Origin of the sequence: Zhongshania aliphaticivorans (assembly GCF_902705855.1) — a bacterium.
Classification (GTDB): domain Bacteria; phylum Pseudomonadota; class Gammaproteobacteria; order Pseudomonadales; family Spongiibacteraceae; genus Spongiibacter; species Spongiibacter aliphaticivorans_B.
The window spans coordinates 366,531-382,584 of the sequence record NZ_CACSIJ010000013.1; the positions used below are offsets into that span (position 1 = coordinate 366,531).

The following is a 16,054-nucleotide window of genomic DNA, read 5'->3' on the forward strand; positions in this document are numbered from 1 at the left end:
TGAGATCTCACGGTTGGTATTCTAGGGCCTGCGGGCCGTAATTGCATTATTACTATGGCCGGCTTGGCGAGGATTGAACCGGTAGTGCTGGTAAAGCGAATTTGATGCGGAAGATGCTCGGCCACAACTTGCCGGTTACTAACCAGCTATCGTCGTCGGCGTCGTAGGCGACGCCATTTAATACCGCTTCCGGCGCGAGTGGGCTTGTTTTGTTTGCAGCGGCGGCCAAGGCGCTGAGATCGAGCTTTTTTAATACCTCGCCACTTCGTCCGTCAATAATAAGTAGATTGTTGGTATGCCACTGATTTGCGATTACGTAGTCGCCTAGGCACTCCAATTCGTTCAAATTATCTATGGCTTTTCCGTTTTCCTTTACGGTGACGGTGCTAAGCAGCTTCATGCTGTCAGCAGCTAGGCGCTGCAATTGGTCGCTGCCATTGCTCATCACAAAGTGATCGGCTCGCCCTTCGACAATACTAGCGCACAGACCCCAGCCCTGACCTTGGTAGGGAAAGACGCCCAGTAATTTAAAATGTTGGGGGTCGATAATCAGTCCTCGTCCCGCTCGCCATGTCAGCATATAGAGTTTGCCGCGGTATTGGCTGATGCCTTCAGCAAAAATATTGGCGGGTAAGGCCGTGCCAGTAATGCTGTCTGTTGCTGACGGAGGGAATTTGCGAGCGATAATTTTAGAGTGGCCGTAAAGGCCGCTACTTTCATAAAGTTTGCCTTGATATAGCTCTAGGCCTTGAGTGAACAAAGCGGGTTCGTGCGGGTAGGTGTTTTGTAATTGGTAGGGCGTGTCGTCAGCGGCGGCACCACTCCCCAAGGCGAGTAGCGCGACAGCAAAAAAATGTCTTGTTAGGCTTTTGGCTAGGTGCTGCCGAGCGCGATGTATTGCATGTGTGGCACTAGCTAGCGCGTTTAAACCAGTTTCTGTCATTGCTGTTATCTTAATTAGGTGGTGATGTAAGAGTCTGCCATAAAACCCATTTCGCGCGTAGGGCCCCTGATTTTAATCTAAGGGCTGATTTCTGATGAGCCTTCGGATGAGAAAGCGCGCAGGAGATAGGCTTTCGCAGAGGTGACGGGGAAGTGGCCGAATCTCATCGCAGAGATAGCTCGCTAATAATTCGGCACACAATGGTGTTGAGGTAAGCCCCCGCGACCCATGGCCGACATTGACGTATACATTGCGATAGTTGCTCGCTGGAATGTTGATGTGGTGTCGGGCGTCTTTACCTAGGGCGGCATAGCTAGTCTTGAAATCGTCTACGATGGGGGCTGCACCTACGAGTGGTAGGTAGTCGGCGCTGCTACAGCGCAGAGACGCACGGCCACCGGTAATAGTGACGGGATGATTCAGTAATGCAGGGGATAGGGTCTCTAGTTGTGCTAGATTCCAGTCGTGATCGCGATCCTGCAAGTCGATATTGGAATCGCGCAAATTAAAGCTCGCGCCGATGCATAGGCTACCGTTTATGGCGGGGGCTAAGTAGCCGTCGTGGCAAATTACGCATTTCGGCTCAAAATTTAGCGCAGACGGTTCAATATAGCTGAGCTGACCGCGAATGGGTTTAAGCGGTAGATGCTTTGTCTGAGGGAACTGTTTCGCATCGTTGCTGTTGGCAATGATAATGGCATCGCCACTGGCGATTATGTTTCCGCTGTTATCTTTTATATGCCATGTCTCAGCGTCATCAACAAGCGAGATAGCTTCGCAGTGCGAAACAAGATGAATATCGGGATGATCTAAATCTGCGCTGCAAATACTGGGCGGAGAGAGCCAGCCCGCTTCAGGGTAGTAATAGCCGCGACCGCTAATTGGTATACCGCTTATTTCTTGAAGTTCGCTCCCTTGTTTAAATTGCAGCCAATTCTGTTCCTTGAATGTTTCCTGTAACTGATCAAATTGAGCTGCATCCTTCTCTGAGTTTGCAAGTTGTAAAACCCCGCACAGTTCTCCTTGAATACTGCCTGCGCTTAAGCGTTCGCGGTAATAGGGTAGTGAGAACAAAAAGCTATGCAGGGTAAATACATTTAACTCGCCAGGTGTGGGCGAGAGCTTGGTATATAAGACTCCCTGCGGATTGCCGGAGGCGCCGCTGGCGGGGATGTCTCGATCTATTACAGTGACCTGTAAGCCGCGTTTGACTAGGGCCGCCGCTGTGCTGCATCCCGCTAGCCCCGCGCCGACAATCACTACATGCTTAATGGGTGTTTGCACGCTGGGGCGATGCCACGGGACGGCAACACTAAGCGGCAGGGGTGCATCAAGTGCTACCTCGCCGGTGAATGTGCCTCGTAACATCTCACGTTTACGGCCATACCCCGTAACTTTCTCAACATGGAAGCCCTGTGCGCGGAGGCCACGTTTAACGAAACCTGCCGAGGTAAATGTGGCGAAACTTGCTCCGACTTTGCTTAACGCGCTCATACAGCTGAATAAGGTGTCGTGCCACATTTCAGGATTGCTGGCAGGTGAGAATCCGTCGAGGAACCACGCGTCCACCGTGGCGACGCTGCCTAGCGAGGGGGACTGTGAGCTTGGGTTTGCGCTGTTTGGGGAGTCGAGAAGCGCAGGCAGGCAATCGAGCGCGTCGCCGAATAGTAAATCTAGGCAAACTTGTGCACTATTCAACATTCTACGGTGCTGTCCAGATAACAGCGGCGGATAATTGTACTGTAGTATAGACGCTAATGAGTTTAACTCTGGCCACAAAGCGTGTGCTCTTTGTAAGTCCTGCGGGCGCAGTGGATGTTTCTCGACGGAAACATAGTGCAGCCGCCAGCTGGCTGGTGCTAGTGTTTGCCAAAGTTGCCAAGTAAGTAAAAAATTTAGTCCGGTACCGAATCCGGTTTCGACGATGGTGAATTGTCCTGCGGTGTTAGGGTCTAGCGCTTGCCAGCGTTCAGCTAGTTGATTATGAGATAAAAATACATGGCGGCTTTCGTCAATTCCGCTTTCTTGGCTGAAATAGATGTCTCCGTAAATACCAGCTCTTGGGCTGCCGTCTTCGCCCCAAACGATGTTGGCGACGTCGAGAGAGTAGGGACTGTGGTGAGAACTGTCGGCCATTATAATAGTAATGTCAGAATTAAAGAGGGATGTATTGTAGCAGTGAACATGGCGAAATCCTTGGCTAGTCGATTCGCGCGGGTGCTTTCAGGGCAATCTCGATGGCTAGTGACTTTTTTATTTTGCTTAAGTGCTAGCGTTCCCGTATACGCGCAGGCAGTTGATGCCGAAAACGCCAAGGTCACGCTTGCCTTGGCGACAGAGCCCCCTACCTTAAATAGTGCGGTTGCCACCGATACCATCGCCAGCTTTGTGCTAGCGCATATAATGGAAGGCTTACTGGTATACGGTGCGGACGGCGAATTGGCGCCGGGTGTGGCAGAGCGCTGGGAGTTAGACGCCAACGGTGCTAGTTTTTGGCTGCGAGAGTCAGCTCGCTGGAGCGACGGTAAGCCTGTTACCGCACATGACTTTGTGTTCGCATGGCAGCATGCACTTAAACCGAGTACGGCATCGCAGTATGCGTTTATTTTTTATCCTATTAAAAATGCTGAGGCGGTAAATAGCGGCAAATTGCCGGCGGCTGAACTTGGTGTTGTTGCCGTTTCAGATTATGAATTGCGGGTAGAGTTTGGGCAGCCCTGTCCGTATTTTCTGAGCCTTGCTGCATTTATGACGTTTTTGCCGATGCGTGAAGATGTGGTTGAGCATTGGGGCGGTCGCTACGCTGCAGACGGCGATAAATTAATATTTAACGGCGCGTATGTACTCGATAAATGGGTGCATGGGGCGCATTTGCGCTTACGTAAAAATAGCCATTATTGGCAGGCAGATACCGTTAAAATTAGTGAAATTGATATGCCTTATATCACCGCTGATCCGAGTGCGCAGTTTAATTTATTTCGCGATCAGCAAATTGCCATCGCACCGCTTGATACTGGATTGTTGAATGAGGCGGTCGAGCGCGGCTTTGATATTGAGTATTTTCATACCGGTTCGCTGTTTTTTCTTGAGTTCAATTTTCGAGAGGGGCGTATCACCGGCAATCACTCCTTCCGCAAGGCAGTTCAACGCTTAATCGATCCCGATTTATTGGTGAACAAAATTATCGGCTTACCGGGTATTAAGCCAGCGTACTCGCTTTTTCCTGTCACCGTTAAAGGCAACGATAAGTCTTTCAGGGAAGAGTACCCTGTGATGCGGATTGACCCAGACATTGCCGCGGCGCGTGCTCATCTGCAAGAAGCTAAGATCGAATTGGGTTTAAGCGAATGGCCGCCGTTAGTGTTGTTGGCAGGAGACAGCCCAAGAGCCTTACAAGAGGCAGAGTATTATCAGTATTTATTTAAAAAGGGTTTAGGAATAGAGCTACGTATCGACCAGCAAGTATTTAAGCAGCGACTTGAGAAAATGCGTCGAGGTGACTTCGATATTGTTGCCGCCGCATGGGGGCCAGACTACGACGATATAATGACTTTTGCAGATCTGTTCGCGTCTTGGAATGATAACAACCGTGGTCGATACGACAACCCCTTGTATGACCGCTGGATTCGATTGGCCCAAGGGAGCAATGATGCCCGAACCCGATTTAATGCCATGGCGCAGATACAGCGTTTAGTGGTTGAAGACGTGCCGATACTGCCAACCTATGAAAACGGTGCACTCTACGTGCAAAATCCGCGCTTAAAAGGAGTGCGGCGCTCCATTTTTGGTGGCGATCCGCTGTTTCGTTACGCATGGATTGAAGAATAGCGATGCTGAATTTTATTGCTAAAAGGTTGTTGTCGGGTGTGATTACCATATGGTTCATCGCCACCGCAACGTTTTTTGCGATGCACGCCGTACCGGGTGATCCACTCACCCAAGAAAAGGCAATGACGCCTGCGGTGAGGGCGCAGTTAGAGGCGCGCTATGGTTTAGATAAACCGCTGTTTGATCAATATCGTCTATTCCTAGGTAATATGTTGAAGGGCGACTTTGGTATTTCCTTCACCCAAGAAAATCGCCGTGTGAACGATATTATTCGCGAGCATTTTCCCATCTCCGCTATTTTAGGTGTCGCCGCTGTTTTAATCGCTTTGGTAGGGGGTATCACAGCGGGCTCTGTTGCCGCTTATTGTCGTAATCGCTGGCCAGATAGAATGGTGATGATTGCCGTTATTGCCGCGATTTCAGTCCCAGGTTTTGTTATTGCGGGGCTTGCGCAGCTGGTAATTGTGGCAATGAATAATGCCGCAGGTAAAACCTTATTACCTGTTGCCGGCTGGGGGAGTGTAAGTCAAATTTGGGTGCCGGCACTGGTGTTAGGTTTGGGCACGATGGCCTACCTAAGTCGTATTATGCGTGCATCGATGCTAGAGGTGCTCAGCGCCGATTTCAATATCGCCGCCAAAGCCAAAGGCGTCCACGGTTGGCGTTTGTTTTTTCACCATCAATTGCGAAACGCGGTATTGCCAGTGGTAACCGAGCTGGGGCCAACTATCGCGGCAATTACTACGGGCGGTTTCGTTGTTGAATTAATTTTTGCGATTCCGGGGCTTGGACGATATTTCGTGCAGGCAGTGCAGCAACTTGATTACACCGTCATTATGGGAACAACCGTGTTTTATGGCGCGTTCTTGGTTTTAGTGGTGGTCTTGGTTGATATTAGTTACGGCTTGATTGATCCGCGCATTCGTTTACATCGGGGTAGGTCATGAGGTTGTTTATATAATGGCAATTTCAGTATTCCGTTTTGCGCCAAAAACCTGGGGTGATGCCGACGAAGTGGAGGCGGTTGCGCCACTTCCTTTGCCGAGTATGGCTAGTCCTACGGTTATTTTGTCTGCACTCATGGTGCTGTTTTTACTGCTGTTTGTGACGGTAGGGCCGTTGTTGTGGAAGCAGAGTCCATCGCAACAATGGCTGTCGCAAATTTCAGATGGTGCGAGTAGTGCCTATTCGGTGCGTATTGTTTCTGACAATGGCGCGTGGCGTCCCTCGGCAAAGAACGATTTACCTCGTGGTTTAACGGTTCATGCTGCCAATACCGAGTATGTGCGTTTGCACTGGCCTAAGTTGGCGGGGGTTGAGCGTTATCGAATCTATCGAGGCGATGCAAATAAGCCAGGCCTAGGCTTAGCGATGGCTGATACGGGAGATAACTACTATCAAGATCGCTTACAACTGAGTCGCGAAGTATACCGCTACACTATCGCAGATGCTGAGACGGGTTTGCTTTTGTTTGCGCGGGAAGTTCGCCCTGAGCCAGCTATGTCAGCGTTTGAAGCTCAGTTGCAAGGTTTGATTCCGCTGGGCGGAAATGAAGAATGGGTTGATATTCCTGCGCACCCACTAGGCACCGATGCCTTGGGACGCGATATTTTAGCGCGACTGATGGCGGGCGGTAGAACGTCCCTGTTTGTGGGCGTGGTCGCGCCCTTACTTTATATTAGTTTTGGTTGTATTTTTGGCGCTATCGCAGGCTTGATGGGGGGCTGGGTGGATCAGCTCGCCATGCGTTTTGTCGACTTTGTGGTCGCACTGCCGTTTTTATTATTCATGATTTTATTTCGCGTCGCGTTTGGAATTGGTCCGGGAGAAAACGGCATTATGCCGCTGATCGTCGCGATGTTGATGTTAAGCTGGCCTGGAAGCGCCAGGCTTATTCGGGGGCAAGTGTTGGCATTGCGCAGTCAGCCTTTTGTCGAGGCGTCACGGATTGCGGGGGTGGGGACGAGTAAAATAATTCTGCGCCATATGCTTCCCAATGTGCTGCCAATGATTTTAGTTGCCTTTAGTTTTGCTATTCCACAAGCCATTTTCACCGAGGCATTCTTGTCGTTTATCGGTATGGGGGTTTCGCCGCCAACTACCTCTTGGGGCGCTTTGTGTAACGACGGCATTAAAACGCTGCTGTCGCACCCTCGGCAATTGCTATTGCCGGCCTTGCTGATCAGTATGTCGGTGCTTGCTTTTAATATTCTGGGCGATGCCCTGCGCGATGCCACTGATCGACGCTCGGGGGTGGTGCGCGCATGAGTTTGTTAAATCTTGAATCACTGCAGGTTAGTATTGGTTCTGTTCAAGCGGTCCGGGATGTGTCTTTGAGTTTGCAGCCAGGTGAATGCCGCGCTTTGGTGGGGGAGTCGGGTTGCGGAAAATCCGTCACCGCAATGAGCCTGTTAGGCTTGATGCCAAACGCTGCTGAAACGGCTGCGCAACATTGGCAGTTCGCGGGACGCGATATGGCACACTTAACTGAACGCGATTGGCGTAAGTTACGTGGCAATCAGATCGCCATGATTTTTCAAAATCCGATGACGGCATTAGACCCCACGCAAACTATTGGCGCGCAAATCGCAGAGCCATTGCGAATACATAAGGGCCTGTCACGGCGCGACGCTAAAAAGCGTGCAATTGCGCTGTTGGAGCGCTTGGCCATTGCCAACCCTGCTCAGCGCGCTGAGCAATACCCCTTTGAGTTTTCTGGTGGGATGCTACAGCGGGCGATGATTGCGATGGCGGTGGTGTGTGAACCTGAACTGCTTATTGCGGATGAGCCGACGACGGCCTTGGACGTGACGGTACAGGCGGAAGTGTTGTGTTTACTGCAGGAAATGCGGGAATCAAGCGGCACTGCGATGCTTTTTATTACCCATGACTTAGGTGTAGTCGCTGAAATTGCTGACTCAGTATCAGTCATGTATGCGGGACAAACGGTAGAGTCGGGCTCCTTGACTCAAGTTTTTACCACAGAGGCACATCCTTACACCCAGGCCTTAAAGCGTGCGGTACCGAGTTTAGAAAACCCTCGACCACTAGAGGCGATTGCTGGCACCCCTCCGGATTTACGTAAGCCGCCGACGGGATGTGGGTTTGCAGCCCGCTGTTCGCAGCGCATGGCCGTTTGCGAACAGGCGCCCCCGCCAATGTCAGTTGGTGATAGCCATATAGCACGATGCTGGCTTTGGCATGAGGATCACCCTCGGCGCTGGCGTGACAAAGACGGTTTTACCAATGCCTCTGTTATCGGGAGGAGTCGCCGATGACGACGCCCTTTATAGATGTGAGCCAACTGCGCTGCCATTTCAAAAGTGGTGATGATCTTTTGGCGGCAGTGGACGGCGTTAATTTACAAATTGCTGCGGGCGAAGTGCTGGGCTTGGTTGGCGAAAGTGGCTCCGGCAAATCAACTTTGGGACGGGTGATTGCCGGTTTACAGGCTAGGAGCGCCGGTACGTTGCTTGTCGATGGTAAAGAAATGCCGCATCAGTATAGCCGGCGTCAGTTTCGAGCGATGTCTACAAAAGTACAAATGGTATTTCAGGACAGTTACGCTAGTTTAAATCCGCGCATGACAATACTTGCCAGCTTGCAGGAACCATTGTGGAGCCTTGGAGTTCGAGGTAAACAGGCCCGTGACAAGGCCGCTTATTGGTTGGACAGGGTCGGTTTACCGCAGTCTGCGGGGGAGCGCTATCCCCACGAGTTGTCTGGTGGACAACGTCAGCGTATTGGTATCGCTAGAGCTTTTATCGCAGAACCCAAGCTGGTGATATGCGATGAACCGGTGTCGGCATTAGATGTGTCTGTGCAGGCACAAATTATAAATTTACTGCAGGAATTACAGCGGGAACATAATACTGCGATGCTGTTTATCGCCCATGATCTCGCTGTTGTGCGTTTTTTGGCCAGTCGTACTGCGGTAATGTACTTGGGGGAAATTGTAGAAATTGGCCCGACCGCAGCAGTTTTTGAGTCGCCTCGGCACCCTTATACGGTAAAGTTACTGGCGGCTCACTTAGATGGAAATCCTCGCGAGCGTGTGTTGCGCTCGCTTGCCGACGTGAAAGCGGTAGCCAACAAGGCACCACTTGCAAGCGATAGCGGTTGTCGCTTCGCACCGCGCTGCCAGTTGGCAACAAGGGCATGTAGCGATAGTCCGCCGTGGTTGCAGCTAAGCGTGGTAGATACTGAAGCTGCATGCCATCGTTTGGCGTATATAGACGGGGGCGGCTCGCAGGCGCAGCCATAGCTCAAAAGAATAATTTGCTTCATGTTGATGAAGTGTTTTGTAGATGAATCAGGTAACTAAATCATGAATGTCAATCTAGATGCACCGAGTGTGCTCGCTATCGCGGTTAATTTATTCAAAACCTGCCTTTTGGATGTGGGTAGAACAGAGGCAAAGCGCTATTTTAAAGAGCTCGAGGCGGGCCGCGAACTGTATTTAACAGAAATGGCAATGCCAGATAAGTCGAAGCTGCGGGTACGCTTGCAATTGATGCCCCAAGAGTTTAACGGGCATCTCAATTTCAGCGCGTTTAAGCTACAAGTACAAATGCTGTGTGCAGAAATCGCCAAGGTGATTAAAGCTGAGGCCGAACCGATTGTAATGAGTGACGATAGTGGTCGCCAATTGATGTTTAATATTCCTGCGATCAGTCATATTGATGGTGATTTTAATGCGCTGGTCTTAGGTGCGGATCTGCGACGTGCCGGTGAGTTGGTTTTACAGTTGATGTTTATTGATCCTGAGCAGTATCGTCAGAAGGAGCAAATTAGCGCTGAAGTGTAGCGGTTTAAGATGCTAGTGTTGACAGTGAGTACAAATACCGATAGCTTGCCACTTTTAGTATGCGTGGTTGGACTGCCAGTAGTTTAGGCGCGACATTAATAACAACAAGGCATGAAAAGGGGACTACTTTGTCAGCAATGGAAGAGATCGCAGCAGCAATTAGCGCTGCACGGGAAAAGGCCGGTGTACCGAGCAGTGTTGACCTGAGTCAATATGCTAACTTAGTCGATATGTTTGCCTACTGCGCTACGCAGTTTGCAGATCGCCCAGTGATGTCCTGCATGGGTAAGACCTTGACCTACCGTGAGTTGGATGTCTTGTCTGCTCAATTCGCCTGCTATTTGCAAAATCATACTAGCCTACACGCTGGCGACCGTATTGCCCTGCAAATGCCGAATACTCTTCAATACCCCGTTGCGCTATTTGGCGCAATTCGTGCGGGTATGGTTGTGGTTAACACCAACCCGCTGTATAGCGAACGCGAACTTAAGCATCAGTTAAATGACTCCGGTGCCAAAGTGTTGGTGGTGTTAGCGAATGTTGCCGAAGCGGCAGCCGCGGTGGTTGCAGATACGCCAATTGAGACCGTGATCGTCACTGAAATTGCTGATTTACATACTGGATTCAAACGGCCCTTAATTAATAAGGCTGTTAAATACGTTAAGAAAATGGTGCCTGACGTTAGTTTTAAAAATGCAGTCCCGTATCGCAAGGCCTTGGCTTTGGGTAAGAGCGGCCGCTACACGCCGGCAAACCCAGCAGCTGAAGATGTAGCTTTATTACAATACACCGGTGGTACGACCGGCGTGTCTAAGGGCGCAATGATTAGTCATCGCAATTTGATGGCTAACGTATTGCAGAGCAAGCAACTGTTTGAAAGCTACGGGCTAAAAGAAGGGACCGAAACCTTTTTGTCGCCCTTACCGCTATACCATATTTATTCCTTCATGTTGTCATTCTGCGTGATGATGCAGGGCAACCATGCGGTGCTTATTCCGAATCCGAGGGATTTGGGTAGTGTGATTAAAGAAATGAAACGCTGGCGCTGGAGCGGTATGAGTGGCATTAACACGCTATTTGTTCAGCTCTGTAATCATCCAGAATTTAGAGAATTAGATTTTTCGTCAGTCAAAGCAACATTGTCTGGCGGAATGGCGCTAACCGCCGGCGCGGCAAAAGAATGGATGGAAGTAACCGGTGCACAAGTTTACGAAGGTTACGGACTGACTGAAACCTCGCCAGTGGTTTCTATAAACCCTGGCGGTGCCAATCAGATTGGCACCATTGGTATTGCCTTACCGGGCACTGAGATTCGCATTGTTACTGAGGCTGGTGAAGATGTAGGTATTGGCGAGCGCGGTGAGCTATGCGTGCGCGGCCCGCAGGTGATGATGGGGTATTGGCAGCGGCCGGATGAAACTGAAAAAACCATTAAAAATGGCTGGCTGCACACCGGCGACGTTGCTGTTGTTCAGGACGATGGTTATATGCGGATTGTAGATCGCATGAAAGATATGATCATTGTTTCAGGCTTTAACGTCTATCCCAATGAAATTGAAGATGTACTTAGCGAGCATCCAAATATTGCAGAATGCGCAGCAATTGGGGTGCCTGATGAAAAGTCTGGTGAGGCAGTTAAAATCTTTGTTGCCGCTAAAAAAGGCGATATTGATAAAGACGAATTGAAAGCATTTTTGCGTGAACGCTTAACCGGCTATAAAATGCCGCGTTACATAGAAGTGCGTGATGAGTTACCTAAGACCAATGTCGGTAAAGTATTGCGTCGTTCACTTCGAGACGAGGAGCTTGCCAAGCTCGCCAAAGCTGAGTAAATCATCAGTTCATAGCAAAAAGGCGCCTTAAGGCGCCTTTTTTATTTATACGGTGTTTATGTCTGAAATTACGGCGGCCGCCTTAATGGCCAATATCGACGAGTGCATGTTGGGTGACCGCTTTGGCTTCGCTAGGCAGTGTCGAGCCTTGCAAAAGCAGAATTCCGCAAATACTGATACTAACAAAAAATTACTTGTCCTCGCGCAGCGTATAAACGCCTCTGCTCTCAGAGTTAAAGAACGCCGTGACAATCTACCTAAAGTACTTTATCCAGACGACTTACCGGTTGCACAAAGGCTAGACGATATCCGCAAGGCCATTGCCGATCACCAAGTGGTGGTGTTGGCCGGCGAGACCGGTTCGGGTAAAACAACTCAGATCCCCAAAATATGTTTGGAAATGGGACGTGGTGTAGCAGGTTTAATTGCTCATACTCAGCCACGACGCTTGGCAGCAAGAGCCGTGGCTCAGCGTTTGGCAGAGGAGCTCAATACTACGCTTGGCGACGGGGTTGCTTATCAAATTCGCTTTCAAGAAGTTGCATCACCCAATAGCTATATAAAATTAATGACTGACGGTATTTTATTAGCTGCGATTCAAAGTGATCGATATTTAAGCCAATACGACACCATCATTATTGACGAGGCCCACGAGCGCAGTCTGAATATCGATTTTTTGCTTGGCTATTTAAAGACGCTCTTACCCAAGCGGCCAGATTTAAAGTTAATTATTACCTCTGCCACCATCGATGTTGAACGGTTTTCGGCGCATTTTAATAATGCGCCGGTTATTGAAGTTTCTGGTCGTAGTTTTCCCGTTGAATACCGCTATCGCCCGCAAGAAGAATTAAGCCCAGATAATGATTTGGGCGAAGCGGTAGAGGCGGTGCTGCGGGAGTTGATGGCGGAAGGCGCACATCGTCATGGTGACACCTTGGTATTTTTAAGTGGTGAGCGTGATATTCGTGAATTAACTCGTCACCTAAAAAATGCAGATTTACCCGGTGCAGAAGTACTGCCTTTGTATTCTAGGCTTAGCGGTGCAGAGCAGCAGCGTATTTTTGATTTGCGTGGCCGCCGTGGCTGGCGAGTAGTTCTTGCAACTAACGTAGCAGAAACCTCCTTAACTGTGCCCGGAATTCGATATGTGATTGACGCCGGAACTGCTCGCGTTAGCCGTTACAGTGTGCGTAGTAAGGTTCAGCGCCTACCGATCGAAGCGATTTCGCAGGCCAGTGCAAACCAGCGGGCAGGGCGCTGTGGCCGCGTCGCGGCGGGTATTGCTTATCGGCTTTATAGCGAAGCTGATTACTTAGGTCGGCCGGAATACACCGAGCCAGAAATTCAGCGTACCAATCTTGCGGCTGTTATTTTGCAAATGCTGCAGTTGAAATTGGGCGATATCTCTGACTTTCCGTTTGTTGACGCACCGGATAATAAATTCGTTAACGACGGTTTTGCGCTGTTGTCGGAATTAGGCGCAGTAAGCGAGGGGCGTTTAACAAAGCTTGGTGATCAGCTCGGTCGTTTTCCAGTAGATCCCCGTATCGGCCGTTTGTTGTTGGCGGCAGCAGAAGGCTCTTGTTTACGAGAAATGCTAATTATCGCCAGCGCCTTAAGTATTCAAGACCCTCGAGAGCGGCCAGCAGATAAACGCCAAGCCTCAGATGAAAAACACCGGCGTTTTTGGCAAGAAGACTCAGACTTCGCTGCTTTCGTTGGACTGTGGGATTATGCCGAAGAGCAGCGGCAAGAATTGTCGGCAAGTCAGTGGCGCAAGCTGTGTCAACGCGAATTTTTATCGTGGACGCGGATGCGAGAATGGCGGGAAGTGCATCGGCAACTTACCTTGATGTGCCGTCAATTGAACCTGAAACAAAATAAAGAACCGGCAGATTTTAATAGTCTTCACCGTGCTTTGTTGCCGGGGTTTTTAGGCCAAATTGCAACTAAAGATGAGAATCGCGAATTCATTGGTGCCCGCAATCGTAAGCTGCATATTTTTCCGGGCTCGGCATTGTTTAAAAAACCGCCAGCGTGGATTGTTGCTGCAGAGTTGGCAGAAACGAGCCAACTTTATGCGCGCTGTGTCGCTAAGATTGATCCAGAATGGGTGTTGGGCGTTAACGATAGTCTGTTGAAACGCAATTATTATGAACCCCATTGGCAGGCGCGCAGTGGTCGCGTTATGGCCTTTGAGCAGACATCACTTTATGGCTTGATCATTCGCGATAAGAAGCGCGTTCACTACGGCCCGATAGCACCTGAAGAAAGTCGAGAGATACTCATTCGTCAAGCTTTGGTGGAGGGACGTTATCAGGGGCGTGCAGAATTTTTTCGCCATAATAAGCGTTTGATCGCAGAAATATCTGAGCTCGAAGATAAAGCACGCCGCCGTGATATTTTAGTGTCTGACGACGAGTTGTTCAGGTATTACGATGAACGTCTTCCAGTCGATATCATTACCGCTAAACATCTGGAGCATTGGTTAAAGGCAACGGCGCCACCAAAGACCTTGTTTTTAAGTCGTGGCGAATTGATGCGCCACAACGGCGGCGATGTTACGGAACAGCAATTCCCCGATTCACTGCAGTGTGCGGGTATGAGTTTGGCTCTTAGTTATCATTTTGAGCCTGGGCATCCCGCCGATGGGGTGAGTGTTTCTGTACCGCTCGGTAATTTAGTTCACTTGGCTGAGGGCCGGCTTGAGTGGTTGGTGCCTGGTTTGATCAGAGAAAAGTGTATTGCTTTGGTGAAGACCTTGCCCAAAACCCTGCGTAAGCAGCTTGTGCCGGTGCCAGACTACGTTGATCGCGCACTGCCGATGATTAGCGCTAATGATCAGGCCTTGCTACCTCAATTAGCCGACGCGCTGCGCAGATTAAGTGGCTTACAAATTGATGTTAAGGAGTGGGCCGCTAATCGCATTGATGATTATTATCTAATGAATATTAGAGTCTTAGATAATGCGGGGAAATTACTTGCTCAAGGGCGCGATTTAGCAATCTTAAAAAGCCAGCTTGCCGATCAAGTGCAACAAGGTATTTCGGAAGAGAGTAGCGGCGGATTTGCGACCAAGTTGCTGCAAGATTGGAGCTTTGGCAATTTAGAAAAAAGCTACGAGTTCAAGCGCGGCGGAGCGACGTTAACAGCGTACCCCTGTCTTCGGGATGACGGTGATAATGTAGTGTTAGAACTGGCCGAGTCGGAACAGGATGCGCAGCAAAAAAGTCTTTTTGGTGTTCTGCGGCTGCTGTTACTGCGGATGTCTCAACAGGTAAAAACGCTGAGAGCTAATTTGTTTCGCAATAACGCTGTGCAGCTTCAGTTTGCGGCAGTGGGGGAACAGAAAAAACGTTGGCTTGAAGATTGTTTACTTGCCGCTGCGCGCCATGGTTTTGCGGTTGACGTCGGACAGCTACCAGAAACGGAAGCAGATTTTGAACAGGTGTGGGAGGCAGGGCGGGCAAATTTCAATGCTGATGCAGAGAGTTACGCGGCCTTGTTGGTAGAAATACTTGGCCACTATTCAGATATTCGACGAGTGTTGAAAAAACTTAATTCATTGAGTTGGATTCACAGTATTAATGACGTAAATACCCAGCTTCAAGCCTTGTTTTTTGAAGGCTTTATCACAGAGCTTCATCGAGACGAGCTGATTCAGTATCCTCGCTATTTACGGGCTATTTTGCAACGTCTAGACAAATTAGATGGCCATTATCAGCGTGATCGTCAATGTACACTGGTATTAGAACCCTTGCAGCAGCAGTTAACAGATTTTTTGGCAAAGGCGCCAGCCTCCGTAAGGTCGCACGCTATGCTGCGGGAGTATCGCTGGCAGCTGGAGGAATTCCGTATTTCACTATTTGCACAAAATATCGGCACTCGATCACCCGTATCTGAAAAGCGCTTAAAGCAACTTTGGAAAAGCGTATATCAAGATGTAACATTTTGAGAATAGCTTGGTCTATTGTGCAAGGCCGCATATAAATGCGTGGCAGAGATCGGAAACCACGGTGTTAACGTAAACCTGTCTTCGTGTTGTTAAATTTTGGTATGCGGCTATGCTAAAACAGGGTAGGAATACCGAGTAGTGCCGAAATTATCAGGCCGGTATCTGTAAAGCGTGATTTCACGTGTTTAACTTAAATAATTCGGTGCTAAGCCGATATGGAGATTAACAAATGGCTTCTTTTACAAAAAAACCTTTAGCGGCGGCATTTGGTGCAGCAATGTTGGCGTCTGCGATTAGTCCTGCGATGGCAGATAGCAATCCGTTCGCAGCGAAGCAACTAAGCTCAGGTTATGAGCTGGCGATGGGTAGCTCTGACAAAGCAGCGAAATCTGAAGCTAAGTGCGGCGCTGATAAGGCTGGTGAGGCAAGCTGTGGTGCTGATAAAGCCAAAGCTGAACACGAAGGCAAATGTGGCGAAGCTAAATGTGGTGCTGATAAAGCCAAGGCCGAACACGAAGGCAAATGTGGTGAGGCAAAATGCGGAGCCGATAAAGCAAAAGCAGCCCACGAAGGTAAATGTGGCGAAGCAAAATGCGGAGCCGATAAAGCAACTATGGAAGGCCAGTGCGGCGGTGATAAAGCGGCAAAAGAGGCTTCATGCGGTGCAGCTAAATAATCAGTAATTTTCT

Annotated in this window: 11 protein-coding genes; 9 read left to right on the forward strand and 2 right to left on the reverse strand. The window is 49.6% G+C overall.

Annotated features, from left to right (window positions below):
* Nucleotides 1-52: 52 nt before the first annotated feature.
* The gene (locus GVJ32_RS11315; protein WP_159240162.1) at nt 53-943 is read right to left on the reverse strand and encodes a glutaminyl-peptide cyclotransferase; all 891 of its coding nucleotides are present in this window, start codon (nt 941-943) and stop codon (nt 53-55) included.
* A gap of 72 nt (nt 944-1,015) precedes the next feature.
* On the reverse strand, nt 1,016-3,079 hold the full coding sequence (gene mnmC / locus GVJ32_RS11320; RefSeq protein WP_159240163.1) for a bifunctional tRNA (5-methylaminomethyl-2-thiouridine)(34)-methyltransferase MnmD/FAD-dependent 5-carboxymethylaminomethyl-2-thiouridine(34) oxidoreductase MnmC: 2,064 nt from the start codon (nt 3,077-3,079) through the stop codon (nt 1,016-1,018).
* Between the two features lie 48 nt (nt 3,080-3,127).
* Here mnmC and GVJ32_RS11325 point away from each other — a divergent pair, with 48 nt between their 5' ends.
* The 9 genes from GVJ32_RS11325 (at nt 3,128) to GVJ32_RS11365 (ending at nt 16,041) form a co-directional block, all read left to right on the forward strand.
* Nucleotides 3,128-4,771 carry a peptide ABC transporter substrate-binding protein gene (locus GVJ32_RS11325; protein ID WP_159240164.1) on the forward strand — a complete coding sequence of 548 codons (1,644 nt, stop codon included), beginning with the start codon at nt 3,128-3,130 and terminating at the stop codon, nt 4,769-4,771.
* A gap of 2 nt (nt 4,772-4,773) precedes the next feature.
* The gene (locus tag GVJ32_RS11330; RefSeq protein ID WP_159240165.1) at nt 4,774-5,718 is read left to right on the forward strand and encodes an ABC transporter permease; all 945 of its coding nucleotides are present in this window, start codon (nt 4,774-4,776) and stop codon (nt 5,716-5,718) included.
* A gap of 13 nt (nt 5,719-5,731) precedes the next feature.
* Complete coding sequence (locus GVJ32_RS11335) at nt 5,732-7,039, forward strand: ABC transporter permease (protein ID WP_159240166.1); 1,308 nt, start codon at nt 5,732-5,734, stop codon at nt 7,037-7,039.
* Entirely contained in the window at nt 7,036-8,049 is a 1,014-nt protein-coding gene (locus tag GVJ32_RS11340; protein ID WP_159240167.1) for an ABC transporter ATP-binding protein, read from the forward strand. Before GVJ32_RS11335 ends, GVJ32_RS11340 begins: the two co-directional genes overlap by 4 nt.
* Nucleotides 8,046-9,035 carry an oligopeptide/dipeptide ABC transporter ATP-binding protein gene (locus GVJ32_RS11345; protein ID WP_159240168.1) on the forward strand — a complete coding sequence of 330 codons (990 nt, stop codon included), beginning with the start codon at nt 8,046-8,048 and terminating at the stop codon, nt 9,033-9,035. Before GVJ32_RS11340 ends, GVJ32_RS11345 begins: the two co-directional genes overlap by 4 nt.
* A gap of 63 nt (nt 9,036-9,098) precedes the next feature.
* Entirely contained in the window at nt 9,099-9,578 is a 480-nt protein-coding gene (locus tag GVJ32_RS11350) for a hypothetical protein (RefSeq protein WP_159240169.1), read from the forward strand.
* A gap of 137 nt (nt 9,579-9,715) precedes the next feature.
* The gene (locus tag GVJ32_RS11355) at nt 9,716-11,410 is read left to right on the forward strand and encodes an AMP-binding protein (RefSeq protein ID WP_159240342.1); all 1,695 of its coding nucleotides are present in this window, start codon (nt 9,716-9,718) and stop codon (nt 11,408-11,410) included.
* 58 nt (nt 11,411-11,468) lie between these two features.
* Nucleotides 11,469-15,365, forward strand: coding sequence for an ATP-dependent RNA helicase HrpA (gene hrpA / locus GVJ32_RS11360; protein WP_235035115.1), 3,897 nt, complete (start codon nt 11,469-11,471; stop codon nt 15,363-15,365).
* Nucleotides 15,366-15,594: 229 nt separating this feature from the next.
* The gene (locus GVJ32_RS11365) at nt 15,595-16,041 is read left to right on the forward strand and encodes an HvfA family oxazolone/thioamide-modified RiPP metallophore (protein ID WP_159240170.1); all 447 of its coding nucleotides are present in this window, start codon (nt 15,595-15,597) and stop codon (nt 16,039-16,041) included.
* Nucleotides 16,042-16,054 lie beyond the last annotated feature (13 nt).